Source organism: Catellatospora sp. IY07-71, assembly GCF_018326265.1.
GTDB lineage: Bacteria > Actinomycetota > Actinomycetes > Mycobacteriales > Micromonosporaceae > Catellatospora.
On sequence record NZ_AP023360.1, the window covers coordinates 7,692,991 to 7,717,809 of the forward strand.

The 24,819-nt window shown below is 73.6% G+C and carries 29 protein-coding genes; 11 read left to right on the plus strand and 18 right to left on the minus strand.

The genetic code is table 11. The features are described from left to right. Positions 1-3 precede the first annotated feature (3 nt). Both CS0771_RS34410 and CS0771_RS34415 read right to left on the minus strand, forming a co-directional pair. Positions 4-1,056 (minus strand): LLM class F420-dependent oxidoreductase, encoded by a 1,053-nt coding sequence (locus CS0771_RS34410; protein WP_212844880.1) that lies wholly within the window; start codon positions 1,054-1,056, stop codon positions 4-6. A gap of 251 nt (positions 1,057-1,307) precedes the next feature. Then, positions 1,308-2,384, minus strand: a complete 1,077-nt coding sequence (locus tag CS0771_RS34415) for an acyltransferase (protein ID WP_212844881.1) — start codon at positions 2,382-2,384, stop codon at positions 1,308-1,310. 164 nt (positions 2,385-2,548) lie between these two features. Between CS0771_RS34415 and CS0771_RS34420 the strand changes: the two genes are divergently transcribed. The 3 genes from CS0771_RS34420 to CS0771_RS34430 all read left to right on the plus strand — a co-directional run bounded on the left by CS0771_RS34420 (position 2,549) and on the right by CS0771_RS34430 (position 4,813). Beyond that, entirely contained in the window at positions 2,549-3,517 is a 969-nt protein-coding gene (locus CS0771_RS34420) for an aldo/keto reductase (RefSeq protein ID WP_212844882.1), read from the plus strand. A 118-nt stretch (positions 3,518-3,635) separates the two neighbouring features. Continuing rightward, positions 3,636-3,827 carry a DUF5703 family protein gene (locus CS0771_RS34425; RefSeq protein ID WP_203746553.1) on the plus strand — a complete coding sequence of 64 codons (192 nt, stop codon included), beginning with the start codon at positions 3,636-3,638 and terminating at the stop codon, positions 3,825-3,827. Positions 3,828-4,078: 251 nt separating this feature from the next. After that, on the plus strand, positions 4,079-4,813 hold the full coding sequence (locus tag CS0771_RS34430) for a hypothetical protein (protein WP_212844883.1): 735 nt from the start codon (positions 4,079-4,081) through the stop codon (positions 4,811-4,813). Positions 4,814-4,879: 66 nt separating this feature from the next. On the opposite strand, the gene CS0771_RS34435 is transcribed toward CS0771_RS34430, so the two are convergent. Together CS0771_RS34435 and CS0771_RS34440 are read right to left on the minus strand one after the other, a co-directional pair. After that, positions 4,880-5,530 (minus strand): hypothetical protein, encoded by a 651-nt coding sequence (locus tag CS0771_RS34435; protein WP_212844884.1) that lies wholly within the window; start codon positions 5,528-5,530, stop codon positions 4,880-4,882. A gap of 60 nt (positions 5,531-5,590) precedes the next feature. After that, positions 5,591-6,898, minus strand: a complete 1,308-nt coding sequence (locus CS0771_RS34440; RefSeq protein ID WP_212844885.1) for a M20/M25/M40 family metallo-hydrolase — start codon at positions 6,896-6,898, stop codon at positions 5,591-5,593. Between the two features lie 111 nt (positions 6,899-7,009). Here CS0771_RS34440 and CS0771_RS34445 point away from each other — a divergent pair, with 111 nt between their 5' ends. Next, positions 7,010-7,675 (plus strand): DUF3159 domain-containing protein, encoded by a 666-nt coding sequence (locus CS0771_RS34445; protein WP_244871208.1) that lies wholly within the window; start codon positions 7,010-7,012, stop codon positions 7,673-7,675. Positions 7,676-7,887: 212 nt separating this feature from the next. Then, entirely contained in the window at positions 7,888-8,853 is a 966-nt protein-coding gene (locus CS0771_RS34450; RefSeq protein WP_212844886.1) for a phosphotransferase family protein, read from the plus strand. A gap of 55 nt (positions 8,854-8,908) precedes the next feature. On the opposite strand, the gene CS0771_RS34455 is transcribed toward CS0771_RS34450, so the two are convergent. Together CS0771_RS34455 and CS0771_RS34460 are read right to left on the minus strand one after the other, a co-directional pair. Continuing rightward, the gene (locus CS0771_RS34455) at positions 8,909-9,562 is read right to left on the minus strand and encodes a hypothetical protein (protein WP_212844887.1); all 654 of its coding nucleotides are present in this window, start codon (positions 9,560-9,562) and stop codon (positions 8,909-8,911) included. 60 nt (positions 9,563-9,622) lie between these two features. Continuing rightward, on the minus strand, positions 9,623-9,847 hold the full coding sequence (locus tag CS0771_RS34460) for a hypothetical protein (RefSeq protein ID WP_212844888.1): 225 nt from the start codon (positions 9,845-9,847) through the stop codon (positions 9,623-9,625). An 84-nt stretch (positions 9,848-9,931) separates the two neighbouring features. Here CS0771_RS34460 and CS0771_RS34465 point away from each other — a divergent pair, with 84 nt between their 5' ends. After that, positions 9,932-10,957: a DNA polymerase IV gene (locus CS0771_RS34465; RefSeq protein WP_212844889.1), complete on the plus strand. Its 1,026-nt coding sequence runs from the start codon at positions 9,932-9,934 to the stop codon at positions 10,955-10,957. A gap of 6 nt (positions 10,958-10,963) precedes the next feature. On the opposite strand, the gene CS0771_RS34470 is transcribed toward CS0771_RS34465, so the two are convergent. Genes CS0771_RS34470 through CS0771_RS34480 form a run of 3 tightly spaced genes read right to left on the minus strand, consistent with a single transcriptional unit; the run spans position 10,964 to position 12,498 of the window. Next, on the minus strand, positions 10,964-11,149 hold the full coding sequence (locus CS0771_RS34470; RefSeq protein WP_212846313.1) for a hypothetical protein: 186 nt from the start codon (positions 11,147-11,149) through the stop codon (positions 10,964-10,966). A gap of 42 nt (positions 11,150-11,191) precedes the next feature. Continuing rightward, the gene (locus CS0771_RS34475; protein ID WP_212844890.1) at positions 11,192-12,121 is read right to left on the minus strand and encodes a nucleoside hydrolase; all 930 of its coding nucleotides are present in this window, start codon (positions 12,119-12,121) and stop codon (positions 11,192-11,194) included. A gap of 38 nt (positions 12,122-12,159) precedes the next feature. After that, positions 12,160-12,498, minus strand: coding sequence for a cupin domain-containing protein (locus CS0771_RS34480; RefSeq protein ID WP_212844891.1), 339 nt, complete (start codon positions 12,496-12,498; stop codon positions 12,160-12,162). Positions 12,499-12,814: 316 nt separating this feature from the next. Between CS0771_RS34480 and CS0771_RS34485 the strand changes: the two genes are divergently transcribed. Further along, positions 12,815-13,618, plus strand: coding sequence for an SGNH/GDSL hydrolase family protein (locus CS0771_RS34485; protein ID WP_212844892.1), 804 nt, complete (start codon positions 12,815-12,817; stop codon positions 13,616-13,618). Positions 13,619-13,731: 113 nt separating this feature from the next. Here the strand turns inward: CS0771_RS34485 and CS0771_RS34490 are convergent, their stop codons facing one another. Then, a complete protein-coding gene (locus tag CS0771_RS34490; protein WP_212846204.1) occupies positions 13,732-14,703 on the minus strand; it encodes a LacI family DNA-binding transcriptional regulator in 972 nt (323 codons plus the stop codon). A 144-nt stretch (positions 14,704-14,847) separates the two neighbouring features. Between CS0771_RS34490 and CS0771_RS34495 the strand changes: the two genes are divergently transcribed. Then, entirely contained in the window at positions 14,848-15,822 is a 975-nt protein-coding gene (locus tag CS0771_RS34495; RefSeq protein ID WP_212844893.1) for an ROK family protein, read from the plus strand. 39 nt (positions 15,823-15,861) lie between these two features. On the opposite strand, the gene CS0771_RS34500 is transcribed toward CS0771_RS34495, so the two are convergent. The 5 genes from CS0771_RS34500 to CS0771_RS39335 all read right to left on the minus strand — a co-directional run bounded on the left by CS0771_RS34500 (position 15,862) and on the right by CS0771_RS39335 (position 19,836). Further along, entirely contained in the window at positions 15,862-17,001 is a 1,140-nt protein-coding gene (locus CS0771_RS34500; RefSeq protein WP_212844894.1) for an RNA polymerase sigma factor, read from the minus strand. A gap of 51 nt (positions 17,002-17,052) precedes the next feature. Further along, entirely contained in the window at positions 17,053-17,697 is a 645-nt protein-coding gene (lexA, locus tag CS0771_RS34505) for a transcriptional repressor LexA (protein ID WP_212844895.1), read from the minus strand. A 220-nt stretch (positions 17,698-17,917) separates the two neighbouring features. Continuing rightward, entirely contained in the window at positions 17,918-18,529 is a 612-nt protein-coding gene (locus CS0771_RS34510; RefSeq protein WP_212844896.1) for a nucleoside/nucleotide kinase family protein, read from the minus strand. Between the two features lie 13 nt (positions 18,530-18,542). After that, positions 18,543-19,649 (minus strand): low specificity L-threonine aldolase, encoded by a 1,107-nt coding sequence (locus tag CS0771_RS34515; RefSeq protein ID WP_212844897.1) that lies wholly within the window; start codon positions 19,647-19,649, stop codon positions 18,543-18,545. Positions 19,650-19,713: 64 nt separating this feature from the next. Continuing rightward, the gene (locus CS0771_RS39335; protein ID WP_256442861.1) at positions 19,714-19,836 is read right to left on the minus strand and encodes a hypothetical protein; all 123 of its coding nucleotides are present in this window, start codon (positions 19,834-19,836) and stop codon (positions 19,714-19,716) included. A 171-nt stretch (positions 19,837-20,007) separates the two neighbouring features. On the opposite strand from CS0771_RS39335, the gene CS0771_RS34520 reads away from it, so the two are divergent. The 3 genes from CS0771_RS34520 (at position 20,008) to CS0771_RS34530 (ending at position 21,912) form a co-directional block, all read left to right on the plus strand. Continuing rightward, positions 20,008-20,259, plus strand: coding sequence for a dsRBD fold-containing protein (locus CS0771_RS34520; protein WP_212844898.1), 252 nt, complete (start codon positions 20,008-20,010; stop codon positions 20,257-20,259). Beyond that, positions 20,256-20,912, plus strand: a complete 657-nt coding sequence (locus tag CS0771_RS34525; protein ID WP_212844899.1) for a flavodoxin domain-containing protein — start codon at positions 20,256-20,258, stop codon at positions 20,910-20,912. The genes CS0771_RS34520 and CS0771_RS34525 overlap by 4 nt, the downstream gene beginning before the upstream one ends. 109 nt (positions 20,913-21,021) lie before the next feature. After that, a complete protein-coding gene (locus tag CS0771_RS34530) occupies positions 21,022-21,912 on the plus strand; it encodes an aldo/keto reductase (RefSeq protein ID WP_244871209.1) in 891 nt (296 codons plus the stop codon). Positions 21,913-21,977: 65 nt separating this feature from the next. Here CS0771_RS34530 and CS0771_RS34535 read toward each other — a convergent pair whose 3' ends face one another. The 3 genes from CS0771_RS34535 to CS0771_RS34545 are packed head-to-tail and all read right to left on the minus strand — an operon-like array spanning position 21,978 to position 24,759. After that, positions 21,978-22,610, minus strand: coding sequence for a hypothetical protein (locus tag CS0771_RS34535; protein ID WP_212844900.1), 633 nt, complete (start codon positions 22,608-22,610; stop codon positions 21,978-21,980). Then, positions 22,610-24,433, minus strand: a complete 1,824-nt coding sequence (locus CS0771_RS34540; RefSeq protein ID WP_212844901.1) for a M91 family zinc metallopeptidase — start codon at positions 24,431-24,433, stop codon at positions 22,610-22,612. The genes CS0771_RS34535 and CS0771_RS34540 overlap by 1 nt, the downstream gene beginning before the upstream one ends. Beyond that, the gene (locus tag CS0771_RS34545; RefSeq protein ID WP_212844902.1) at positions 24,430-24,759 is read right to left on the minus strand and encodes a hypothetical protein; all 330 of its coding nucleotides are present in this window, start codon (positions 24,757-24,759) and stop codon (positions 24,430-24,432) included. Before CS0771_RS34545 ends, CS0771_RS34540 begins: the two co-directional genes overlap by 4 nt. Positions 24,760-24,819 lie beyond the last annotated feature (60 nt).

Consider the following 24,819-nt stretch of genomic DNA (forward strand, 5'->3'; position numbering starts at 1 on the left):
CACTTATTCTCCCAATCCGCTCTCCGCGTACGCCTCGGCCACCGTACGCAAGGTCTCCTTGCCGGAGTCGGCGTCTGCGACGAACAGCGCCAGCGACAGCGTAGTCACGCCCGCGTCGGCGAAGTCACGCAGGCGTCGGGCGATGCGGTCCTTGGGACCGAGCAGGGCGGTGCGGTCGATGAACTCCATCGGCACGGCCGCGGCGGCGTCCCGGTGCCGGCCCGCGAGGTACAGGTCCTGGATCTCGGCGGCCGCCTCGCCGTAGCCCATCCGGGTGGCGAGCTGGTTGTAGAAGTTCTGCTGGCGGCTGCCCATGCCGCCGACGTACAGCGCGGCGTAGTTGCGCACCAGCTCGGCGCACATCTCGACGTCGTCGCCGACGACGACGGGCACGCTGGGCACGATGTCGAAGCCGTCGAGGGTCTTGCCCGCCTTGGCCCGGCCCGCGCCGATCTGGGCGAGCTGCTCCTGGGCGAACTCCGGCGCGAAGAACACGGCCAGCCAGCCGTCGGCGATCTCGCCGGCCAGCTCCAGGTTCTTCGGGCCGACCGCGGCGAGGTAGATCGGGATCTCGGTGCGCAGCGGGTGGAAGTTCAGCCGCAGCGCCTTGCCCGGCCCGTCGGGCAGCGGCAGGGTGTGGAACTCGCCGTCGTAGCTGACCTGCTTGCGGGACAGGGCGAGCTTGACCACGTCGACGTACTCGCGGGTGCGGGCCAGCGGCTTGGCGAAGCGCACCCCGTGCCAGCCCTCGGAGACCTGCGGGCCGGACACGCCGAGGCCGAGCCGGAAGCGGCCGCCGGACAGCGTGTCGAGGGTGGCCGCGGTCATCGCCGTGGCCGCCGGGGTGCGGCCGGGGATCTGCATGACCGCGCTGCCGATGTCGATGCGCTCGGTCTGCGCGGCGATCCAGGACAGCAGCGTCGGCGAGTCGGAGCCGTACGCCTCCGCCGCCCACACCACGGAGAAGCCGAGCCGGTCGGCCTCCCGCGCCAGGTCCAGCAGGACCGCCGGGGTGGACCACGGCGTCAGATAGCCGATGTTGAGACCGAGTCGCATGGGTGACCTCCGTTGCCCGGGCCGCGTCGGCGGCGGTGCGCGCCACGTTACCCACTAGTAGCAATCGTGAAAAGCCTGACCCGCCCCTGTGGCCCGCACCACACCCCGCTCCGTCGATCTTGCGCGAGCTGTGGGTGCGACACGCCCTTTTCGGGCATATCCTTAACACTTCGCGCAAGATCGACACGATCTTGGCTTGTCGGGCGCTTGGCTTATCGGGATCCCCGGGTGGGGCGGTCTGGGGGGTGCGATCAGGCGGGGGTAGGGGTGGGGCGGGCCGGTGCGGTCCAAGGGGGTGGGGGCAGGAGTGCGGGGGTACGGCGGCCGGCGAGGTCCTCGACCCAGCCGAAGCACAGCACCGCGAGGGCGGTCAGGGCGCCGGCCGTCGCGACGGTGAGCAGTGGCGGCCCGGCCAGGTCGCCGAGCAGCCAGAAGGTCGCGGCGACCATCGGCAGCTGCCACACGTAGACGGTCACCGCCCGTGCGTTGAGCAGCGCGACGGCGCGGTGCAGCGGGCGCACCCGGCGCACCCAGTCCATCGCCGGGCGGGCGCGCAAGGCCAGCAGCACCACGGCGGTGCCCCAGAGCACCTGCACCAGCGGATCGTGTACGCCCTCCGGATCGCCACCCGCGCGCAGCAGCGCCAGCCCGCCCAGTCCCGCCGCGGCGGCACAGGCGGCGGGCCAGGACAGCCGGTCCAGCAGGCCGGTGTGGCGGGCGTACCCGAGCAGCCAGGCCGTGCCGTAGGAGGCCGTGGTCCACACCACGTCGGTGACCGGCGAGCCGGGCAGCGCGAGCACCGTCTGCAGCAGCACCGCCGCGCCCAGCGGGACGGTCAGCGTCAGCAGCGGCGCGCGGTCGAACAGCCACCACAGCACCGGCGACAGCAGCACGAACCACAGGTAGGCCCGCAGGTACCACAACGCCACCACCAGCGGCGCGCCCCACTCACTAGCCGTGGGGTTGACCAGCGGGAACACCCACGGGAGCAGATCCTGCCAGGTGAACCCGGGCCAGCCGCGCAGCAGCATCAGCGGCAGCGCGATCGCGGCCAGCACCCACAGCGGGGGCAGCAGGCGGCGGGCCCGGGAGCGCACGGTGCGCGCCGCGCCGCCGCGTGCCAGGGACGCGGCGGTGAGGTAGCCGGCCAGCCCGAACATCACCCACATGGACGGCAGCAGCGTGGTCAGCGCGCCGAGCGGCATCGTGTGCTGTAGGAAGACGCGCACGATCGCGGCCGCGCGCAGGGAGTCGATGTACGGGCTGCGAGGACGGGCAGGGGCGGCCGGCACGGTCTCGGAGACCGTGCGCGCGCTGATCAACGTCATTGTTCGGTGCTCCCGGGGCTGGTCGACCGTGCACGTCAACCACAGCCGACTTCCCTCAAAGGAAGCTCGGCAAACCCACCCCGACGGCTGACCTACGGCTGGCACACCCCGTGCCGGCACCCACCGATCACCGGTCCGGCGGGTTGCCGAATACAGTTCATCCTATGCAGCAACGACCGCTCGGCCGCAGCGGGCTGGTGGTCTCCCGCCTCGCCCTGGGCACCATGAGCTGGGGCCTGGACACGGACCCGGACGACGCCGGGGCGCAGCTCAAAGCCTATGTGGACGCCGGTGGCACGCTGATCGACACCGCCGACGTGTACGCCGACGGCGAGGCCGAGGCGCTGCTGGGCACCCTGCTGGACGCCATGGTGTCCCGCGACGACGTGCTGATCGTCGCCAAGGCCGGGCTGCGCGCACGGGCGGGCCGCCGCCACGACGGCTCGCGCGGGCACCTGCTGCGCACCCTCGACACCACCCTGCGCCGGCTGGGCGTGACGTACGTCGACCTGTGGCAGGTGCACGGGCACGACCCGGACACCCCGTGGGAGGAGACGCTGTCCGCGCTCGACCACGCGGTCAGCTCCGGCCGGGCCCGCTACGCGGGCGTGTCGAACTTCTCCGGCTGGCAGACCGCCCGCGCCGCGACCTGGCAGCAGGCCTGGCCCGGACGCGCCCCGATCACCGCGACGCAGGTGGAATACTCCCTCCTCCAGCGGGGCATCGAGCGGGAGGTGCTGCCCGCCTGCGAGGTCATGGGCATCGGCGTGCTGCCCTGGTCGCCGCTCGGGCGCGGCGTGCTGACCGGCAAGTACCGGCACGGCCGCCCGGCCGACTCGCGGGGCGCGTCGCCGCACTTCGAGCGCTTCGTCCTGCCGTACCTGCAGCCCCGCTGCTCGGCGATCGTGGAGGCGGTGGCGACCGCCGCCGACGGGCTGGGCGTCTCCCCCGCCGAGGTGGCGCTGGCCTGGGTGCGCGACCGGCCCGGGGTGACCGCGCCGATCCTCGGCGCGCGCAACGTCGGGCAGCTGGTCGCGGCGCTGCAGGTGGAGGAGATCGAGCTGCCGCCCGAGATCTCCCGAGCGCTGGACGACGTGTCGGACATCCCGCTCGGCTATCCGGAGCTGGACTGACCTCCGCCATCCGGGAATGGGGCGACCCGGCTGGGCCAGCACCGGAATGGGCGTTTTCTCACCAGACGGGAGGCGTGCTGCGCTTGCCGGACCCCGGCGCAGCGGGCACGATCGCTCTATGGACTACGAATACGCACCGCTGCGGTTACCTCCGGATATCGATCGGTTGACCGCCGCGGTGCGGCTGGCCATTCAGGCGGAGTACGGCGGGTGGGAGCTGGCCCGGGTGCGGCTGATGAAGGACGGCACCCGGCAGGTGCTGCTCCGCCGCCCCCTGCGCCTGGCGCCGCTGCCCGGCCCGTCGGCCTGAGCCCGAGCCTCCCCAGGCTCGACCGGCCCGGCCGGTGGAGCGGGTCGCCTGCGGCCCCGGCCTCGTCAGCGTCCTCGTCGTAGCGGCGCGAAGTCCCGTGGGCCCGCCTCGGCTCAGTCGACGAACCGAGCCGAGAACGCGCCCGCCGGGCGACCCTGTCCCGCCGCGCAGCACGTGGGCGGGTCACTATTCGAACGCCGCCTGCACTACGTTGTCGGGGACCGTGACCATCCACTGACGACGGGACGGCGATGCGCCGCAGGTTGTTCGCGTACACACTGGCGTCGGCACTGGCCCTGACCGGCTGCACCCCGCCGGAGACCCGCCCGGTGAGCGTCCCCTCGGCGGTGGCCCACCTGGAGGTGCTGGCGGTGGCCGGCGGGATCGGCACCGACCTGCCCGGCTGGGAGCTGCGGCCGGATGGGACCCGCAAGCCGCTGACCGGCCTGCGCGGCGCAGTCGCCGAGGTGACGGTCCGCAATCTCACGAGCAATACGGCGCTGATCACCCGAGCGGTCGTCACGGTGCGCGAGTCGCGGTTGCTGCCCGCTTGCCACGCCACCGACGTGGATCTCAGCGTGGGGGCCATCCACGATGTGGAGATCCCCGACGGATCATCGCCGGTCCCGTTCACCGTGACCCACGAGCGGCGACAGGACGTCCCGGGCGGCGGCCAGGCCAAAGTCCGGCTGTCCGTCGGGTCGCGCACGCCGACCGCCCTGCCCTGGACCGGCGTGGTCGACATCGTGCTCGAACACGACAACGGGCTGAAGGTGCAGGCCGGGCCGGTGGCACTGGTGGGCACGGGGTCCAACCCGCTGTTCTACCCCGACGGCGGCAAGTGGGTGATCCAGCAGCCGCTCAGCGACCGGAGCTGCGTGGCGAAGATCCGCGCGATGGTCGCCGAGTTCGCGGCGATCCCGGGCGTGACCCTGGCCGCGGAGCTTCGGGAGCTGGAGACGGCCGTGCTCGCGCTGGACCGCTGACGCCGCGTACGCGAACGGCGCGCACCCGGTGCGGGTGCGCGCCGTTCCTCGTCGGTCAGGACGATGTCAGTCCTGGTCTTCCATGATGTCGCCGTTCAGGTGCTCGTCCAGGCGGGCCACCAGCTTGTCGTTGCCGCCCAGCGTGAACGGGCCGTTGGCGTCGGTCTCCTCGAAGTCGTCGGGCTCCAGTGACTTGTCGACCTCGGCGACGGTGACGATGCCGTCCAGCGGCTCCAGCTCCGGGATGTCCAGCGCGGCGAGCGAGCCGTCCGAGCTCTGCAGCAGCTCCAGCACGGCGTCGGCGACGGAGCCCACCGGCTCGGTGTCGCCGTCGCTCAGCCCGGCCTCGCGGCGGGCCAGCTCGGCCGCGTTGATCAGTGCGGACACGCTCGGGATCAGGTAGTCGCGGCGCTGGCGCACCGAGATCACCTTCGGGTGCGGGTCGGTCGGCGCCTGCTCGGCGGCGACCAGGTCCGCCATGAACCGGTCGGCCTTCTCCAGGTCGATCGGCTCCACCTCCCAGGGCAGCGGCTCGCCGTAGGTCTCCGAGAGGGCGTCGTCATAGGCGACGGCGGCGTTGTTGAACGCCACGTAGGCGCGCCAGACCTCGTCGCTGTCGACCTCACCCTTGGCGTCGCGGACGGCGGCCAGGTGCGCCCGGGCAGCGGTGATCATCTCTTCCAGCGCGGCCTCGACGGCGGCGTGGTTGTCGCTCATTACTCGGTTACTCCTTCATACGACGATGCAGGCCGGTTCCCGGCCGCCCTCCGGCCGGGCCTAACTCTGCCGCAGGAACCTGTCCAGTACCCGCACGCCGAACTGTAGTCCCTCCACCGGCACCCGCTCGTCGATGCCATGGAACAACGCGGAGAAGTTCAGATCGGGCGGCAGGCGCAGCGGCGCGAAGCCGAAGCAGCGGATGCCCAGCCGGGAGAACGCCTTGGCGTCGGTGCCTCCGGAAAGCATGTAAGGCACGGCGTGCGCGCCCGGATCCTCGGCCCGCAGCGCCAGCGCCATGGCATCCACCAGCGGCCCGTCGAAGTCCGTCTCCAGGGCCGGCTGCCGGTGCACCGACTCCAGCTCCAGATCCGGCCCGAGCACCGCGGCCAGCTGCTCGCGGAACAGCTCGAACTGGCCCGGCAGGGTCCGGCAGTCGATGGTCGCGCTGGCCCGCCCCGGGATGACGTTGTCCTTGTACCCGGCGGACAGGCGGGTCGGGTTGGCGGTGTTGCGGATCGTCGCGCCGATCATCGTGGCGATGGGGCCGAGCTTGGCGATCGCCGCCTCCGGGTCCTCCGGGTCGATCTCGATCTGCAGCGCCTCGCCCACCTCCTCCAGGAACGCCCGCACGGTCGGGGTGACCACCACCGGGAACCGGTGCCGGCCCACCCGGGCGACCGCCTCGCACAGCGCGGTGACGGCGTTGTCGTCGTGCACGAACGAGCCGTGACCGGGGCGGCCGGTGGCGTGCACGCGCAGCCAGTCGATGCCCTTCTCGGCGGTCTGGATCATGTAGAGGCGCAGGTCGTTGCTGACCGTGTAGGAGAAGCCGCCGACCTCGCCGACCGCCTCGGTGCACCCCTCCAGCAGCTCCGGGCGCTCCTCGACGAGGAACTTGGCGCCCCAGTCGCTGCCGGCCTCCTCGTCGGCGGTGTAGCACAGCACGATGTCGCGGGGCGGGGTGTAGCCGGTGCGCTGCCACTCGCGTACCACCGCCAGCGACATCGCGTCGAAGTCCTTCATGTCGACCGCGCCGCGACCCCAGATGAAGCCATCCTTGATCTCCCCCGACAGGGGGTGCACCGACCACTCGTCCGGATCGGCGGGCACCACGTCCAGGTGGCCGTGCACCAGGAGCGCGCCGCGCGACGGATCCGCGCCTGCGATGCGCGTCACCACGTTGGCGCGGCCGGGACGGCTCTCCACCAGGTGCGGCTCCAGGCCGGCCTCGCTCAGCTTCGTCGCGACGTACTCCGCGGCGGCCCGTTCCCCGGCGCTGGTGGCCAGGTCACCCGTGTTCGTGGTGTCGATCCGGATCAGGTCGCGGCAGAGGTCGATAACCTCGTCGGTGGCGGGCGTACGCATAAGGATCTTCCTACCAGGTCGGGCCGGAATGTCCCAGCGCAGTACGTACCCGCTTCCCGCGTACTGCCAAACAGGCTAGGCTCACCTAACCTCGACGCCCTGGAGCAACCCGTGACCACCACCCGGCCCGACCCCGCCGGTGAGAACTTCGCCGACCTGCTCGGCGGGCGCCGCGCCGCCGTCGACGCCACCCTCGGCCCGCTGGCCTTCGGCATCGGGTTCGCGGCGGCCGGGCAGTCGCTGGAGTGGGGCGTCGGCGCCGCGATCGCGGTCAGCACCGCGGTCGGCGCGTGGCGGCTGCTGCGCGGCGACAAGTTCGGCGCGGTGCTGCTAGGCCTGCTCGGCGTGGTCGTGGCGGCGCTGATCGCGCTCTACACCGGCCGCCCCGAGGACTTCTTCTTCATCCGCGTCGCCACCAACGCCGCCAGCGCGCTGTGCTGGGCCATCAGCATCGCGCTGCGCTGGCCGCTGCTCGGGGTGGTGGTCGGCGGCGTGCTCGGCCAGCGCGGCAGCTGGCGGCGCGACCCCGCGCTGCTGCGCGCGTACAGCCGCGCCAGCTGGATCTGGGTCCTGCAGTACGTGGTCCGGCTCGCCGTGTGGCTGCCGCTGTACTGGTCCGGCCAGGTCGAGGCACTGTCGATCACCACGGCCGCGCTCACCTGGCCGCTGGTCGCCGCGTGCCTCGCCGTGAGCTGGTACGTCATGCGCCGGTCGCTGCCCGCCGGCCACCCCGGCCCGCGCCACCCGGTGCTCGCCGGCGAACCCGCGAAGGTCTAGCCCACGCACCCCGCGCGCCACAGGCGCTACGCGCCACGGCAGCAACGGCACGTCGATCATGAACTTTTGGCAAGGTTCGACGGCGTGTCGTAGAGGATCAGGAAGCTGCGGCCGAAACACGCCGCCGACCCGTGCCATAGGTTCATGATCGACGGAGCGGGCGGGCGCGAGCGCGGCGGGCGCGGGCGGGCGGGGCGTGCGAGGATCGGGCGGTGCGGAGTCCGACGCAGCCGGAGCTGAGCCGCGGGGATGTCGTGGCGTTGCTACGCGAGGCCTTCGGTGCCTCCGTCGCCGTCGTGGACTGCGCAGAGCTGTCCGGCGGCGGCTTCGCGGCGGTATGGCGAGTGCGCCTGTCCGACGGCCGGGACGTGGTGCTCAAGGCCGGCCCCGGTCCCGAGCTGCCCCTGCTGCGCTACGAGCGCGGGATGATCGCCTGCGAAGCCGCGTACTTCCGGCTGGTCGGCGACCGGGTCCCGGAGGTGCCGGTGCCCCGGGTCCTGCACCACGGCGACGGCTGGCTGCTCACCACGCTGCTGCCCGGCCGCCCGCTGAGCGCCGACCGGGGCGGCGACCACGACGGAGTACGCGAACAGCTCGGCGCCGCCCTCGCGCGGGTGCACACGGTCACCGGCGGGCACTTCGGCTACACCGGCCCCCGCGCGCAGGGGGCGACCTGGCCCAGCGCCTTCGCGGCGATGGTCGAGTCGCTGCTGGCCGACGCCGTGACCTGGCACGTGACGCTCCCGGTGCCCGCGGACACGATCCGGGCCGCCGTCGCAGCCGGTGCCGCCGATCTGGCGACGGTCGAACGGCCGGCGCTGGTCCACTTCGACCTGTGGGACGGCAACGTGCTCGCCGTGGACGGCCGCCTGACCGGCCTGGTCGACGGCGAGCGCTTCCTCTACGGCGACCCGCTGGTCGACTTCGTGTCCCCGCTGCTGCGCCGCCGGATCGAGGAGGAGCCGGACCATCCCTTCGTACGCGGGTACGCCGCCGCGACCGGCCGCCCGGTGCTCTTCGACGCCTCCGCCGGCCGCCGGCTCGCCCTGTACCGCATGTACCTCTACCTGCTGATGACGGTCGAGGTGCCCAGCCGTGGCATCACCGACGAGTGGCGGCGCACCGGCCTGGCCCGGCTGCTCGCCGAGGAGGTCGCGCTCGCCTCCCGACCGCGTTAAAAAGGGCACCTTCTACTCCGGAAAACGATAAGAAGGTGCCCTTCCTTCGCTGGGGTCAGGCCAGCCGGGGACGCCTGCGGGCCAGGAAGAGGAGCGAGCGGCCGAGCTTCTCGCGGTCCGCCGCGACGATCAGCCCGCGTGCCTCCGGCCCGAACGACTGCCAGAACCCGTCCTCCGCAGCGCCGCGCAGCAACCCGTCGCGCTCCTCCTCGGGCACCGGCTCCGGCTGAGCCTCCTGCCGCTGGTGGTGGACCTGAACGCTGAGCACCGTGGCCCCGATCCCGCCGAGCGCCGCCGCTCCGTAGCCGCGTACCGGCGCCGTGACCGCGCGGTGGGTCAGCGCGATGTCGAGCGGGCGCTGCACCGCCAGCGACTGGATGCGCAGCGGGGCCGCCCACACGATCTCGTTCGCGGAGCGCTCGTACCGCCGGCGGGCGACCTCCAGGCGCTGGGCCTGCCCCGCGCGGACCGGCGAGCCCGCCGCCGCGCCGTCGGAGCGCACCCGCTCGCCGATCCGCTGCAGCGTCAGCGCGTCGTCACGGAAGCGCGAGCCGCCCGCGGCCGCACCGGCGAGCAGGCCGATCTCGTACAGGTGGGTCAGCGCCCGGACCGTGCCGATCAGCTCGTGCGCGGGCGGGGCCTCACCGAGATCGATGACCAGGCGCAACAGGGAGACACCGGTCGCGGGAACCTTGGGTCGGGTGGGCATGTCGCGCCTGCCATCGGAGATCATCAGCGGTCCACGCAGTATCCAACATGGATCACGCGATCACCAGAGGATGTTTCCTCCGAGTTTCGGCACGGCGGCTGCCGCCGCTGCGTTCACGGCCTCCGGCGGCCGCGGCGGCGGCCAGGGCCGCTCGACCGGCGCGGCGGCGCCCGGACGTGGCGGCGGCCAGGGCCGCTCGGCGGGCGGCTGCGCGGCGTCGGCCGGGGTGCCCACCAGCGCCGCCTGCAGCAGCACGGCGGCCAGGCAGCCCAGCGCCCGCGACATCGGCACCCCTCCCCCGAGACGTTCCCCACCCATTATCTGCCGGTACGCCGCATCCGGCGCGCCATCCCCGGTGACGATGGGACGGTGACCGGCTGGGTGCTGCACGTGGACCTCGACCAGTTCGTGGCCGCCGTCGAGCTGCTGCGCCGCCCCGAGCTGCGCGGGCGCCCGGTGATCGTCGGCGGCGACGGCGATCCGACCCGGCGCGGCGTGGTCAGCACCGCCTCCTACGCCGCTCGCGCCTACGGCGTGCACTCCGGCCAGCCGCTGCGCGTCGCCGCCCGCAAGTGCCCCGACGCCGTGTTCCTACCGGTCGACCGGGAGGCGTACGAGCAGGCCTCGGCGCTGGTCATGGCCGCGCTGCGGGACACCGGCCACCCCGTCGAGGTGCTCGGCTGGGACGAGGCGTTCCTCGCCGCCGACACGGACGACCCCGAAACCGCCGCCCGCGACGTCCAGCGCCGCGTCCACGACGCCACCGGCCTGGCCTGCACCGTCGGCATCGGCGACAACCGGCTGCGCGCCAAGCTCGCCACCGAGCGCGGCAAACCCGCCGGGACCTTCGTGCTCACCGCCGCGAACTGGCACGCCGTCATTGGCGGCCTGCCCACCAGCGCGCTGTGGGGAGTCGGCGCCAAGACCGCACGCAAGCTCGCCGACCTCGGGCTGCGCACCGTCACCGAGCTGGCGGCCGCCGACCCGCAGGCGCTCGCCGCGCGGCTGGGGCCCGCCACCGGCCCGTGGCTGGTCCGGCTCGCCCACGGCGAGGACGACACCCCCGTGAGCGCCGCGCCCCACGTGGCCCGCTCACTGGGCCGGGAGGTCACGTTCCAGACCGACCTCGACGACTGGGCCGACGTACGCCGGGAGCTGCTGGCGCTCGCCGCGCAGGTGGCCGACGAGGTGGCCGGCCAGGAGCGGCCCGCCGCCCGGGTGGTGGTGAAGGTGCGTTATGCCCCGTTCACCACCCGCACCCACGGCCATTCGCTGCCTACCGCCACCACCGACCCGGCCGCCGTCGAGCGTGCCGCCCTGGCCGCCCTGGACCGGTTCAGCCCCGACCGGCCGGTGCGCCTGCTCGGCGTACGCGCCGAATTCGCCGCCCCCTGACGGTCGTCACTCCGCGGCCTCGTCCGAGGTGCGGCGTTCCGCGTGCTCGTCCGGCCCGTGCTGGGCGCGGGCCGTCCTCGTGTCCGACTCGGCCAGGATGGCCTCGGCCTGCGCCTCGGGGTCGGCACTGCCCACGGCCAGCTCCTCGGGCAGCAGCTTCTCCGCGCGCGACTCGATTCGTCCCTCACTCATGCCGCACCTCTACCACGCCCGCGAGGAGCGCAAACGTGCCGCTCAGCGCCGGTCGGGCCGGGTCACCCGGTCGAGCAGCGCGTCCACCACGGCGCGGGAGTCGGCGTCCACCACCACGTCCACGGTCGGCGCCGCCGCCGGGTCGGCTCGCAAGTCCACCAGGGTGGCGCCCCGGCCGGGCCCGAGCCCCGTCTCGACGTCCACCGCGGCGGGCCGCACCGTCATCAGCTCCGGGTGCAGCACGGACAGCACCGTCACCGCGTCGTGCACCGGGATCGCGGGCCCCGCGCCGTGCCGGTAACCGCGCAGCGCCCGCGCCGCGTGGGCACCGATCGGCCCGGCGGCCGCGAGCCGGTCGAGATCGCCTTCGTCCAGGCCGGTCCGGCGGGTGACGTCCAGCGGCACCAGCGTGGTCGGCACGGCGACCCCGGGCTCGGCGAGCACCCGGTACGCCGCCTCGGGGTCGAACCACACGTTGAACTCGGCGGCCGGGGTGATGTTGCCCGGCCCGATCGAGCCGCCCATGACCACGAGCCGGTCCAGCGTCGCCGCGACGTCCGGGTACGCCGCGTAGAACAGCGCCACGTTGGTCAGCGGCCCGACCGCGAACAGGGTGACCGGCTCGGCCGAGGCGGCCACCGCCGCGGCGAGGAACTCGGCCGCGGGCCGCGGATCGGCCCGGCCGCCGGGCACCGGCAGGTCGATGCCGCCGAGGCCGTCGTCGCCGTGCGCGGAGTCGTGCCGGGTGACCCCGCGCACCAGGGACCGCCGCGCGCCCGCCGCGACCGGGACGTCGCCGCGGCCGGCCAGGGCGAGCACCGCGCGGGCGTTGCGGGTGGTGCGCTCGATGCCGACGTTGCCGCCCACCGTGGTGACGCCGCGCAGGTCCAGTTCGGGGCTGGCGCAGGCGGTGAGCAGCGCCATCATGTCGTCGATGCCCGGATCGCAGTCGATCAGCACGGCTCGTGTCATCCGACCATCCTCTCCCGGCTGCGCCGCGGACCGGGCGGTCAGGCGCCCGGCGTACGCGAGCCGTACGCCGGCCCGAACACCACGAGCAGCGCCAGGTCCTCGGTCACCTCGTCGAACCGGTGCTCCTCCCCCGCGGGCACGAAGATGACCGACCCGGGCCCGACCTGCGCCGTGCCGTCCGGCGTGACGATGCGGGCCCGGCCCGCGGTGACCACGTAGATCTCGTCCTCGGTGTGCGGGCTCTGGTCGTCGAGCCCGCCCGCCGGGATGCAGTAGGTGCCCACCGAGAGGTCCGGCACCCGCAGGTGCTCGACCCAGTCGTTGGCCGTCCCGGGCACGGGCGGCGCCCACCGCCCCGCCCCTTCGATGATCTGCATGGCGAAAGCCTAACTTCGGCGGGGCGTGCCGGGCGACCAACCCGGACGGTGCCGCAAGAACTTGCCGGTGCCCAGCACGCGACGCTGGGTACCGACACGAACCGCCACCCTAAACCACCGCAAACAGATAGTCCATCATCAAAGTTCCACCTATCCTGTGCTGCCCATACGCAGCGGATTGTCCAATATGGTCAGCGGTACCGCGCGTTACCGCAGGTCCGAAACATCTTGCAACACTTGCGAATTGACATCTTCACAATCGAACTAACAGCTGATATCCATATGCGATCGATCGATCCCCTACCCGGAGGACACCTTGACTCGATCGCGCCTGCTGACCGCCGCGGCGGGGCTCGCCACCGCCCTGTCCGTGCTGGTCGCCCTGGTCGCCACCCCCGCCCAGGCAGCTTCCACCGTCCGTTACGTCGCGCTCGGCGACTCCTACGCGTCCGGCGTCGGCGCCGGCAGCTACACCTCCGAGAGCGGCTCCTGCCAGCGCAGCACCAAGGCGTACCCGGCACTGTGGGCCGCCGCGAACGCCCCCGCCTCGTACGTCTCCAAGGCCTGCTCCGGCGCCACCACCGCCACCGTCGTCAACTCCCAGGTGTCGGCGCTGAGCAGCACCACCACCCTGGTCAGCATCTCGGTCGGCGGCAACGACATCGGCTTCGCCGACATCATGAAGACCTGCGCGCTGTACGGCACCACCGAATGCGTCGCCGCGGTGCAGCGCGCCGAGGACAAGGCCCGCGCCAGCCTCGCCGGGCTGCTGAACAACGTGTACAACGCGATCAAGTCGCGCGCCCCGAACGCCAAGGTCGTGGTCCTGGGTTACCCGGTGTTCTACCAGCTCAACACGACCTGCATCGGCCTGAGCGCCACTTCCCGCGCGAAGATCAACGAGGGCATCAACCTCGTCGACGACATCACCAAGGCGACGGCGCTGCAGCACGGATTCAAGTTCGGCGACGTCCGCTCCATCTTCGTCGGGCACCAGCTGTGCAGCGGCGACAAGTGGCTGCACGCGCTGAACTTCGCCGACCTCGGCATCTCGTACCACCCGATGGCCACCGGCCACTCCGGCGGCTACCTCCCCGTCTTCCGCACCAACGCCGCCTGACCCGCCCCCGCCCCCCAAGATCGCGTCGATCTTGCGCGAACTGTTAGGGATATGCCCGAAACGGGCGTGTCGCACCCACAGTTCGCGCAAGATCGACGCGGTTGGGGGGTGGGTCAGGTGAGGCCGCGGTCGAGGAGGGCGGTGGGGAGGACTAGGGTGCGGGGGCGGGAGCGGTCGCCGTCGATGCGGTCGAAGAGCAGCTGAGTGGCGCGGCGGGCGAGTTCGCGGGTGTCGTAGGCGATGACGGTCAGTGGGCGCGGCATGAGGTGGGACAGCTCGAAGTCGTCGAAGCCGATGAGGGCCGCGTCGCTGCCGCGGTGCCACAGCTCCTGGACGGCGCCGACGGTGATGCGGTTGTTCAGGGTCAGGAACGCGGTCGGGGGGTGCGGCTGGGCGAGCATCTCGGCGACGGCCGCGGCGGCGGTGGCGGGATCGCGTACGCCGTCGCGCACCAGCGAGCCGTCGTAGCCGATGCCCGCGTCGGCCAGCACCTCCTGCGCCCCGGCCAGGCGCTCGCGCATGGTGTGCACGCCGACCGAGTCGAGCAGCACGCCGATGCGGCGGTGCCCCTGCTCGACGAGCCTGCGTACGCCGCTGCGGGCGCCGCCGCGGTTGTCCAGCAGCACCGCGTCGGCGTCGATGTTGGTGCCGGGGCGGTCCAGGAAGACCACCGGGATGCCCAGCTCCATCTGGCCGTGCAGGAACGAGTGGTCGCAGCCGGCGGGCACCACCAGCAGGCCGTCGACGCGGCGCGAGCACAGGTCGCGCAGCAGCCGCTCCTCGCGGCCCGGGTCCTCCTCGGAGGAGGCGGACAGCAGCAGCGTGTCGCGCTCGCGGGCCATCTCCGCGGTGACGTGCGCGATGGTGGAGTAGAACGGGTTGGCCAGCTCCTCGATGATCAGGCCGATGGTGGCGCTGGCCCGGCCCGCGCGCAGCGCGCTGGCCATGTGGTTGCGCTGGAAGCCGAGCTCGGCGACCGCGGCCAGCACCCGGTCGGCCATGGCCCGCTGCACGTGGGGCTCGCCGTTGACCACACGGGAGACGGTCTTGAGGCTGACCCCCGCCAGCCTGGCCACGTCGACCATGGTGGGGCGGCGTCCGGCCCGGCCGCCGCCGCCGCGTTGCTCGCTCGTCACGGCCAGTACGGTACCCGGTCTCGCGGGACGGGGCGGCGCCAGCCGGACAACGTTGTCATACTCTCTGGGAGTCCCGTCCCCCCAGGAGCCCCCATGCCGCAGCGCACGCCCGGACCGCTCGCCCTCGCCGTCGACATCGGCGGCACCAAGATGGCCGCCGGGCTCGTCACCGCCGACGGGACCGTGCTGGCCGCCGACCGGATCGCCACCGCGCGCCCGGCGCCCGGCCCGGACGCGGCGGCCGAGGTGTGGGCGGGCCTGCGCACCATGCTCGAACGTCTGGTCACGGTGGCGGGCGACCGTCCGATCACGGGTGTCGGCACCAGCACGGCGGGCCCGTTCGACCTGGCCGGGGCCACCGTCAGCCCGGTCAACATCACCGCCTGGCGGGGCTTCCCGCTGGTGGACCGGCTGGCCGAGGTGGTGCCCGGGGTGCCGGTGCGGCTGGCCGGCGACGGGGTGTGCGCGGCCATCGGCGAGCACTGGCGCGGTGCCGGGCGCGGCCACGACGACCTGCTGGTGCTCGTCGTGTCCACCGGGGTGGGCGGCGGGCTGATCCACGGCGGGCACCCGTTCACCGGGCGGTCCGGCAACGCCGGGCACGTCGGGCACATGGTCGTCGACCTCGACGGCGAGCCCTGCCCCTGCGGCGGGCGCGGCTGCGTGGAGGCCGTCGCCAGCGGGCCCGGCATGGTGCGGTACGCGCTGCGTGAAGGCTGGCGGCCCACCGGCGACGGCACTGCCCGCGACCTGGCCGACACGGCGCGCGGCGGCGACCCGGTCGCGCTGGCCGCCTTCACCCGCTCCGCCGACGCCCTGGCGGCCGGCATCGTGTCAGCGGCCGCCATGTGCGACCTGAACCAGGTGGTCATCGGCGGCGGCGTGGCCCACGCCGCCGACCTCCTGTTCCCCCCGCTCAAGGAGGCCCTGGCCCGCTACGGCCGCCTCGGCTTCCTCTCCGGCATCACGGTCCGCCCCGCCGGCCTCGGCGGCGACGCGGGCCTCATCGGCGCCGCCGCCCTCATCCACGCCCCCGACCCCTACTGGCCTTCCACCAGTCGATCATGAACCTGTGGCACGGCTCGGCGGCGTGTCGTGACCACCACCTCATGATCGGTCCTCGGGTGAGGGCGGAGGCGGGTCGAAGACGGCGAGGCGGGGGTCGGCCGCGAACTGGGTGATGGACATGCCCAGGGACGGGTTGCGCTGGCTGGCGGCCTGCGCGGCAAGCGGGTCGGGGGTGTTGGTGATGGTGACCATGACGAGGCTGTGGCCGGTGAAGATGGTGACCGTCCAGAGCTGCGCATCGAGGCCGAGGGAGAAGCCGGCCCGCCGGTCCTCGGGCTGCTCGCGCACGCCGTACTGCTCCAGCACGCCGCCCCCGTCCAGCTCGGTGCTGAAGCCGCACCAGGTGAGCCGGTCGCAGTGCGCCAGGTCGGGCCGGTAGGTGGTCGGCGCGACGGACACGGTGAGCGTGCCGTAACCGTTGCCGTTGACCAGCTGCAGGCTGACCGTGCGCGCACCGGGTGCGAGCTGCGGGTCGGGCAGCGGGGCCAGTGCCCGGGTGTCGCCGCCGTCGGACAGGCCGAGGTCGGCGCGGCGCAGGCCGAGCGGGTTGACCCGGGTCACCACCAGCTCGGCCATCAGGCAGGCGAACCGCTCCACCAGCTCCGCGTCGGTGCGCACCGGCTCGGCCTGGGGCAGCGGCAGATCACCGGCGAGCACGGCGAACCGGTCCACCCCGAACCGGCCGCCGGCCTGGGGCGGAGGCGGCGGCACCGGGGAGCGGGTCAGCGACGGCAGCGGCGTGGGGCCGGGCACCGCCGCCATGCAGTCGACCTCCTCGGGCGGCAGGGTGCCGCCCCGGTCCGGCCGCAGCACCACGATGGCGAAGCCCACCCCGGCCGCCAGCACCATCGTCAGGAACGTGCTCAGCACCAGGTCCCGGCGGCGCAACCGGCGCCCCGCGGTGATCAGCTCGGCGGCCGGCAGGTGCAGCGGCGGCTCGGGGCCCGACGCGTCCTCGCCCGGGCGGTGGCGGCGCAGCGAGCGCAGCAGGGTGCGCTGGGCGTACGCCTCGGGCGGCTCGAAGCCCAGCGCGGGCCAGTGCCGGTAGAGCCGCAGCAGGGTGCGCCGCACCAGCTCCTCGGCCACCGCCCAGTCACCGCAGCGCTCGCGCGCCTGCCGCCGCAGCGCGGGCGCCAGCGCGGTGGCGAACTCGGCGAACTCGTCCTCCCAGGCACGCATTCCGACAGTCAACACCATGAATGGATCACATGGGAGTGCCGGGACAGGCGGCTAACGCACCCGCCGCACCACCGCCACGATCTTGCCGAGCACCACCGCGTCGTCGCCGGGGATCGGCTGGTACGCCTCGTTGCACGGCACCAGCTCCACGTGCCCCCGGGTCACCCGGTAGACCTTCACGGTGGCCTCGCCGTCGATCATCGCCGCGACGATCTCCCCGCTGTACGCGGTCGGCTGCTGCCGTACGACGACCACGTCGCCGTCGCAGATCGCCGCGTCCACCATCGAGTCGCCGCGGACCCGCAGCGAGAACAGGGTGCCGTGGCCGACCAGGTCGCGGGAGAGGGTGAGCACCTCCTCCAGCGACTCCTCGGCCAGGATCGGCCCGCCCGCGGCGATGGTGCCCAGCAGCGGCACCCGCACCGCGTTCGCGTCGCGCTGGTGCGGGACGGCGCCGTCCGCGCCGAGCGGCACCGCCACCGACAGCGCCCGGGGACGGCCCTTGTCGCGTACCAGCAGGCCCTTCTCCTCCAGCTCGCGCAGGTGATAGGAGACCGTGGACGACGCGGCGAGCCCGACCTCCCGGCCGATCTCGCGCAGCGTCGGCGGGTAGCCGCGCCGCGTCACCCACTCGTGGATGACCTCCAGGATGCGGCGCTGCCGCTGGGTGAGTCCGCTGCCGTCACCGGCCGTCATCGTCCGCACCCTGGCAGGCTAACGGACGCTCTCCACATAAGCCGCATACCCACCCGCTCCGCTGCGTCCCGTTCGGCGAAGACCATCCGACTTGCCTGGCAGGTGGGCGTATTCGCGGTCAAGATACGCCCGTATGCCAGGCAAGTCGGACGATCATGCGGGCCGCGGGCCGCGGGCGGCGGGCGGCGGGCGGCGGGCGGCGGGCGGCGGGCGGCGGCGGTCAGGCGCGGTGGAGGTGGAGGTCGGCGCGGGCGGCGGTGGCGACGACGAGGCGGGCGTTGGCCTCGTCGCTGCGGTACACCCAGTCGCGGGCGGCCTCGGCGTCCAGGCCCTTCGCGCGCTGGCGGGCGAGCAGGCCGTCGACCCGGGGGCCGTCGTCGGCGGAGAGGTATACGGCCAGGTCCAGCAGCGGGCGCACCCGGTCCCACGGCGGGGTGTCCAGCAGCAGGTAGTTGCCCTCGGTGACGATCACCTCGGTGTCGCCCGGCACGGGGATCGCCCCGGCGACGGGCTCGTTGAGGACGTGGTCGAACGTCGGCGCGTACACCGTCTCGCCGGTGGACTCGCGCAGCCGCCGCAGCAGCGCGGCGTAACCGGCGGCGTCGAAGGTGTCCGGGGCGCCCTTGCGGTCGGCGCGGCCCAGCCGCCGCAGCTCGGCGTTGGCGAGGTGGAAGCCGTCCATCGGCACCATGACGGCGTGATCCAGCTCGGCGGCCAGCGCCAGGGCCAGCGTGGACTTGCCCGCGCCGGGCGAGCCGGCGATGCCGACCACGATCCGGCCCGGCCGGGCGGCGCGGAGCCGGTGCACCTGTACGAGCAGCGTCGTCAGCATCACGGCAAGTGTGTCAGCCCGCCGCGGCCAGTTCCAGCAGTGCCGTGCCCGCCGCGGTGACGTCGTCGGCGGTCCAGTCCAGCGCGGGGCGGGCCGCGGTGATCTCGGTGCAGGCCAGGTCGGGCGCGCGGTCCGCGAACGGCCCGCAGAACCAGGTCCGCTGCTCCTCGGCCAGGCGCAGCGCCGCCTCGTTGAGCCGGTCGGCCGGTCCCGGCAGCCACAGCTGGAACTGGTGCGTGTGCGGCACCTGCGGGAGGATCCGCGCGCCGGGCAGCTTGGCCAGCGCCTGCGCGACCACCTTCGCGTGCGCGACGTACTCCGGCAGCCGGGGCAGCTCCCGGTCCAGCCCCGCCAGCGCCGCGACCGCCGCCGGCCACTGCTGGAACAGGGTGCCGCCGTAGCGGTGCCGCCAGGCGCGGGCCTGTGTGGCGAAGTCCTCCGCCCCGGCCAGCAGCGCGCCGGACAGCCCGCCCAGCGTCTTGTAGAGCGAGACGTACACGCTGTCGGCCAGCCCCGCCACGGTGGGCAGGTCCCGCCCGAAGTGCGGCGCCGACTCCCACAGCCGGGCACCGTCGAAGTGCACCTTCGCGCCGCGTACGCGCGCCGCGGCGACCAGCGCGTTCAGCTCGTCCCAGGTGGGCAGCAGGAAGCCGGCGTCGCGCAGCGGCAGCTCCACCAGCAGGGTGCCGAACGGCTCGTCCAGCTCGCGCACCTCCTGCGCGGTGGGCTGGCGGCGTTCGGCCGTCGGCCACACCCCGCGCAGGCGGCTCAGCGTGGTGAACGCCTTGCGCTCGTGCACCTCCAGGTGGCTGAGCGGGTGCAGGGCCACCACGTCGCTGCCGGTGCGCTCGGCCCAGCAGCGCAGCGCCACCTGCTGCGCCATGGTGCCGGTCGGGAAGAACACCGCGTCCGGCTTGCCCAGCAGCCCGGCCACCCGCTTCTCCAGCACGGCCACCGGGCCCCCGCCGCCGTAGACGTCGGGACGGCCGTCCAGCTCCGGCAGGCCGCTCGCGGCCAGGTCGGCCAGCCGCTCGCGCAGCGAGGGCGCGCGGTTGCCGGACAGCATCCGGTCGCAGCCGTTCATCAGGCGCCAGCGGCGCTGCGCGGGGTCCTCAGCCATCGGGCCATGATGCCATCAGCCCCGCCGGCCTGCGCGCCGCGGCCCGGAGGCCATGGTGCGGGGCTCAGCGGGAGCGGCGGCGCGGGGCGCGGGTGCGCCGGCTCAGCAGCCAGCGGCCGGCCGCCACCAGCACCGCGATGGTGAACACGGTGCCGAACAATCCGGCGTACACCGTCTCGCTGGTCACCGCCCCACGATAGGGCGTGCCGGGGCACGGAACCGGCATCGCGCCCGGCGGGGCGGCGTACCGCCGAAAGCGGACACCATTTGCCGGACAACCGGCCCGGACCGCCCGCCGCGCGGGGACAATGGCAGGGGCGGCACGCGACGTGCCCGCGAACCGGGGAGGTCTGCGCCGATGAGCACCAAGCACTGGACGGTCGACATCGCCCTCGACGACGACGGCTCCGGCCGCACCACCGCGCGGGCGGAGCTGGCCGCGGGCCACGGCACCCCCTCGCTGCGCGGCGCGGGCGCCGCCGAGCGCAGCCGGTACGACGAGGACGTGCCCGTGATCGGCGACGAGCTGGCCGCCGGGCGCGCCCTGGTCGAGCTGGGCAACCGGCTGCTCGCGCAGGCCGACGCCGACCTGGAGCGGACTCCGGCATGACGACCGCGCCCTCCCCCGTCGCCGCACCCGTCACCGGCCCGCCGCTGCTGGAGCCGCCGCTGCAGCGCCTGGTCATGGCACAGCTGGAGGAGCTGCCCGAGGCGCTGACCGGACAGGGCCCGCCACGCCGCGTGCTGGTCGCCGCCGCCTCGAAGTACGAGTCGACCACCGAGATCGCCCAGGCCATCGCCAAGGTGCTCGGCGAACGCGGCTTCGACGCGAACGCCGCCGACATCGACCCGAGCGTGCAGGTCGAGGGGTTCGACGCGTTCGTCATCGGCAGCGCCGTCTACTCCGGGCACTGGCTGCAGCCGGCCCGCTGGTTCGTGCAGAGCCACGCCGCGGTGCTGTCCACCCATCCGGTGTGGCTGTTCTCCAGCGGCCCGGTCGGCGAGCCGCCGATGACCGACGAGGACCCGGTCGACGTGACCGCGATCGCCGAGGCGACCCTGGCCCGGGAGCACAAGGTGTTCCCCGGCCGCCTGGAGCACAGCCGCCTCAGCATCGCCGAGCAGGCGCTGGTCGTGGCGCTGCGGGCGCCGGAGGGGGACTTCCGGGACTGGGACGCGATCCGCTCGTGGGCGGAGGGCATCGCCGACGCCCTGAACGCCGCCGGCCCGGCCACCACCACCGGCACCATAACCTTGGATTGACGGCCTGGACCCGCTCGCCCGACGTCAAGAAGTTAGCAGGGATCACCGCCGCGCGGTATCGGGCGACGAGCCCAGTGCGCTGCTCAGCGGCGGTGGCTAGGGTCGCCGGGTGCATATCGGAGAGATCACCGCGGCAGCCGCGGGCGAATGGACACTCGGCGACCTCACCGTCCGCCGCATGGGCTACGGCTCCATGCGGATCACCGCCAATCCCGACCGCGACCTGGCCATCCGGGTGCTGCGCCGCGCGGTCGAACTGGGCGTCAACCACATCGACACCGCCGCCTTCTACTTCTCCCCCGGCGGCACCCTCCAGGTCGGCACCGGCGCCGTCCGGTATGCCACCGAGCTGATCCGCGACGCGCTCGCGCCGTACCCGGACGGCCTGGTCATCACGACCAAGGTCGGCCCCGGCTACGACCCGGACTTCTACCAGGCGAAGACCCCGGCGCAGCTGCGGGCGCAGGTCGAGGAGAACCTGCGCCGCCTCGGCCGCGACCACCTGGACGTGGTCAACCTGCGCATCCTCAAGCGCCCCGGCCACGACTCGATCGCCGAGCGCTTCGCCGCGCTGGCGCGGCTGCGCGACGAGGGGCTGATCCGCCATCTCGGCGTCTCGAACGCGCGCGTCGACCACCTCGACGAGGCGCAGGCCATCGCACCGGTCGTGTGCGTGCAGAACAGCTACTCGCTCGACAACGGCCGCGAGGACGACGGCCTGCTGCGGGTCTGCGGCGACCGCGGCATCGCGTTCACGCCGTACTTCGCGCTGGCCGGGGCGCGGCGGGAGTCCGGGGCCGGCGACGACCACACCGATGCGGTACGCGCCGTCGCCGACGCCCACGGCGTGACCCCGCACCAGGTGCGCCTCGCCTGGACCCTGCACCAGGGCACGCACGTGCTCGCCATCCCCGGCACCGGCGACCCGGCCCACCTGGAGCAGAACATCGCCGCCGGGGCGCTGCGGCTGACCCCGGAGGACCTGGCCCGGCTGGGCTGACCGTGCCGCGCTTCACAACTTCTGGGTTGTAGGTACAACCCAGAAGTTGTGGCCTGCGGACGGGTCTACTGCGCGACCGGGGCGGGCGCGGAGCAGAACAGGTGCTGGTTGCTGGTCGTCGAGGACAGGTGCGGGAACAGCGGCAGCGCCGGGGTGCTCTCCGGCGGCTGCCACGCCTCACGCACCACGCCGACGCAGAACACCACGGTGTCGGTCGGGTCGGGCAGCTCGATGACGCCCTCGCCGACGTCGTCGCCGTACGGGTGGCGCCGGTGCAGCGGCAGCGCGACCGTGACCTCCTCCGAGAACGCCTCACCCGGCGCGACCAGGTGTCCGGCCACCCGGTACGGCGCCTCCCAGGCCTTCTTGCCGGTGTCGGGCATGTCGAAGGCGCGCTTGGCGATCTCGGCGATGTGCCCGCCCCGCCCCGTCACGTAGACGGCGTCGGAGGCGGGCTGCACGGACAGCGTCTGCTCCTGCAACGGCACGCCGTTGAGCACGTACACACCTCCGCTGCCCTTGTTGACCAGCCGGTAGCGGATGTGCAGCACCTCGTCCTCCTGCGTCACCGACGCGGAGAACTCGGCGTCCGGCGGCGCTCCGGTGGGCGCGGCGCTCACCGGCTCCCGCGCCGCTTCGGCGCAGCCCGCCGTGGCCGCCGCAAGCAGGACCGCGGCGGCGAGGACCAGCCGCCGCATCAGTAGACCGTCCTGTCCGGCCAGCCCATCTCCTCGCGCAGCGCGTTCTCGGTGACGCCTTCGGGGTGCTCGGCGTAGGGACCGTCGGGAGTGCCGTCCTCGTCCAGGTCGACCGGCAGGCCGACGGCCTCGCGCTCGTCGTTGGGCACCCCGGGGTTGTCCGGGCCGCGGTAGGTGCCGGGGGCGGACGTGTCGTTGCCGAAGTCGTAGACGTGCGCGAACTCGTGGAACAGCCCCGAGATCGGCGGGCGCTCGTCGCGCGCCTCCAGCTTGTCCGGGTTGTACTCGACGGTGTACTTCTCCCGCTCGCCGGTCCACAGGAAGCCGCCGCGCCACGACTCGGACGCGGCAGTGTTGCCGCCGCTGGTCTCCTTGATGGTCAGCGAGTTGTCGTCGCCGCCGTCGCTGCCCGCGTGGATCTCGTCCATCGCGGCCAGCATCTCCTGGCCGCGGGGCGAGGAGCGCAGCATGTCGAGGTCGGCCTGCACCCGCTCCTTGAACTCGTCGGAGCCCTCGATGCGGATGTCCTGACCCAGGTCCTTGATCTCGACGGTGACCACCTGCTCGGCCCCGCTGCGGCGGTCACCGCTCTCCGCGTACACGGTGTCGGTGCCGGTCCCGGCCCCGATGACGTCGTTGCCGTGCCCGGCGTAGAGCTTGTCCGCGCCGCCGCCACCGCGCAGCACGTCGTCGTCGCGGCCGCCGGAGACGATGTCGTCGTCCGCGCCGCCGTCGACGACGTCGCGGCCGGTCGCGCCCTCCAGGTAGTCGCGGCCCGCGCCGCCGCTGAGCTTGTCGTCGCCGGACAGGCCGTACATGACGTCGTCGCCCTCGCCGCCGGTCAGCGTGTCGTCGCCGCGGTAGCCGTCGAGGTAGTCGCGGCCGGCGCCGCCGGAGGCCCGGTCGTTGCCCGCACCGGCGTGGATGCGGTCGGCGCCGGTGTGGCCGAGGATCGTCTCGTCACCGTCGCCGCCGTTGATGGTGTCGTCGCCGGTGCCGCCGAGCAGCGTGAGCTTCAGCTTCGTGCCCGGCGCGACGGCCACCTCGTCGTTGCCCTCACCGGTGCGCACCACCACGTCCGCGCCCGGCGGGAACCGGTACGGAATGCCGTTGACCTCGACGATCTGCTCGCCCGTCGTGGGGTCGACGCTGATCTTCACCTTGTCGTCGCCGGTGCCCGTGTTCACGATCGCGGTGTTGCCGTCGTAGAGCACGTACGGGCCGGTGGCCTCGGGTGGCATGGTGAACGGGTCCATCCCGTTCGCGGTGCCCGCCCAGGCGGTGGCGATCGCCTCCCACTCGGGGCGCAGCTTGTTCAGCGCCGTCTCGTACGGCAGCAGCTCGTCGTCGATGTCCTTGCGCAGCTTGCTCGCGTGCGCCGCGCCGTCGTGCACGAGCTGGGCCTGGGCGTCGTCCTTCGGGTGGAAGGTGACCGTGGACCGGTCGCCCGACAGCTGCGCGCTGACCTTGCCGGACAGCTGCGCGAGCGCGTCGTCGAGGGTGTGCTGGCCCGCGCGCAGCGCCGCGGCGGCCTTCTCCAGCTGGTCGGCCTGCCGCCGGGCGATGTCGGCGGTCTCCCGCAGGTCGGCCGAGAGCGTGCGCCGGTGCTGCTCGAACTCGTCGGCGGTGGGCCCGGCCCACCTGCCGTCGTACACGGCCTTGGCCGGACCGTCGACGTCGTCGGCGGTGCCCTCGGCCTCGGTCGCGTACGTGCGCCAGGCGCGCGCGGCGCTCTCCAGCCCCGCCGGGTTGGCCGCGATGGTCCACACGTTGACGTAGTTGATCGGCGCCGGGGCCGGCGCGGGCGGGTCCTCGGGAATCACGGGCGGTGACCTCCTCGGCGCCGCTCGATGTCGTCCATCGCGTGCAGATCGGCCTGCTCGTACGCGAACGCGATCCGGTAGAGCCGGTCCACGTCGCCCTCCAGCACCTCGACCAGGCGGCCCACGGCCAGCCCGGCAGGCTCGACCGCGCCGTCCTCGGCCTGGTGCAGCGGCGCGGCGCCGGAGGTGTCGCCGTAGTCGGTCACCGGTGGGGTGACCGAAGCCTGCGCTGCCCGCAGCGCGTCGCCGAGCCGCTGCGACGCCTTCAGGAACGTCGCGGCGAGCCGGGTCAGCTCGGTCGGATCGGCACGTACCTCGGTGGCCATGTGGACACATTAGAGCGTCCGGGCGACAACGGCGAAACGGAGCGTGACGGGGGACGCCAC

Bases quoted from the DNA above. Each gene is read 5' to 3' on its own strand.
- CS0771_RS34410 (WP_212844880.1), bottom strand. From the start codon at position 1,056: ATGCGACTCGGTCTCAACATCGGCTATCTGACGCCGTGGTCCACCCCG.
- CS0771_RS34415 (WP_212844881.1), bottom strand. From the start codon at position 2,384: ATGACGTTGATCAGCGCGCGCACGGTCTCCGAGACCGTGCCGGCCGCC.
- CS0771_RS34420 (WP_212844882.1), top strand. From the start codon at position 2,549: ATGCAGCAACGACCGCTCGGCCGCAGCGGGCTGGTGGTCTCCCGCCTC.
- CS0771_RS34425 (WP_203746553.1), top strand. From the start codon at position 3,636: ATGGACTACGAATACGCACCGCTGCGGTTACCTCCGGATATCGATCGG.
- CS0771_RS34430 (WP_212844883.1), top strand. From the start codon at position 4,079: ATGCGCCGCAGGTTGTTCGCGTACACACTGGCGTCGGCACTGGCCCTG.
- CS0771_RS34435 (WP_212844884.1), bottom strand. From the start codon at position 5,530: ATGAGCGACAACCACGCCGCCGTCGAGGCCGCGCTGGAAGAGATGATC.
- CS0771_RS34440 (WP_212844885.1), bottom strand. From the start codon at position 6,898: ATGCGTACGCCCGCCACCGACGAGGTTATCGACCTCTGCCGCGACCTG.
- CS0771_RS34455 (WP_212844887.1), bottom strand. From the start codon at position 9,562: ATGCCCACCCGACCCAAGGTTCCCGCGACCGGTGTCTCCCTGTTGCGC.
- CS0771_RS34460 (WP_212844888.1), bottom strand. From the start codon at position 9,847: ATGTCGCGGGCGCTGGGCTGCCTGGCCGCCGTGCTGCTGCAGGCGGCG.
- CS0771_RS34470 (WP_212846313.1), bottom strand. From the start codon at position 11,149: ATGAGTGAGGGACGAATCGAGTCGCGCGCGGAGAAGCTGCTGCCCGAG.
- CS0771_RS34475 (WP_212844890.1), bottom strand. From the start codon at position 12,121: ATGACACGAGCCGTGCTGATCGACTGCGATCCGGGCATCGACGACATG.
- CS0771_RS34480 (WP_212844891.1), bottom strand. From the start codon at position 12,498: ATGCAGATCATCGAAGGGGCGGGGCGGTGGGCGCCGCCCGTGCCCGGG.
- CS0771_RS34490 (WP_212846204.1), bottom strand. From the start codon at position 14,703: ATGGTCGACGTGGCCAGGCTGGCGGGGGTCAGCCTCAAGACCGTCTCC.
- CS0771_RS34495 (WP_212844893.1), top strand. From the start codon at position 14,848: ATGCCGCAGCGCACGCCCGGACCGCTCGCCCTCGCCGTCGACATCGGC.
- CS0771_RS34500 (WP_212844894.1), bottom strand. From the start codon at position 17,001: ATGCGTGCCTGGGAGGACGAGTTCGCCGAGTTCGCCACCGCGCTGGCG.
- lexA (WP_212844895.1), bottom strand. From the start codon at position 17,697: ATGACGGCCGGTGACGGCAGCGGACTCACCCAGCGGCAGCGCCGCATC.
- CS0771_RS34510 (WP_212844896.1), bottom strand. From the start codon at position 18,529: ATGCTGACGACGCTGCTCGTACAGGTGCACCGGCTCCGCGCCGCCCGG.
- CS0771_RS34515 (WP_212844897.1), bottom strand. From the start codon at position 19,649: ATGGCTGAGGACCCCGCGCAGCGCCGCTGGCGCCTGATGAACGGCTGC.
- CS0771_RS34520 (WP_212844898.1), top strand. From the start codon at position 20,008: ATGAGCACCAAGCACTGGACGGTCGACATCGCCCTCGACGACGACGGC.
- CS0771_RS34525 (WP_212844899.1), top strand. From the start codon at position 20,256: ATGACGACCGCGCCCTCCCCCGTCGCCGCACCCGTCACCGGCCCGCCG.
- CS0771_RS34535 (WP_212844900.1), bottom strand. From the start codon at position 22,610: ATGCGGCGGCTGGTCCTCGCCGCCGCGGTCCTGCTTGCGGCGGCCACG.
- CS0771_RS34545 (WP_212844902.1), bottom strand. From the start codon at position 24,759: ATGGCCACCGAGGTACGTGCCGATCCGACCGAGCTGACCCGGCTCGCC.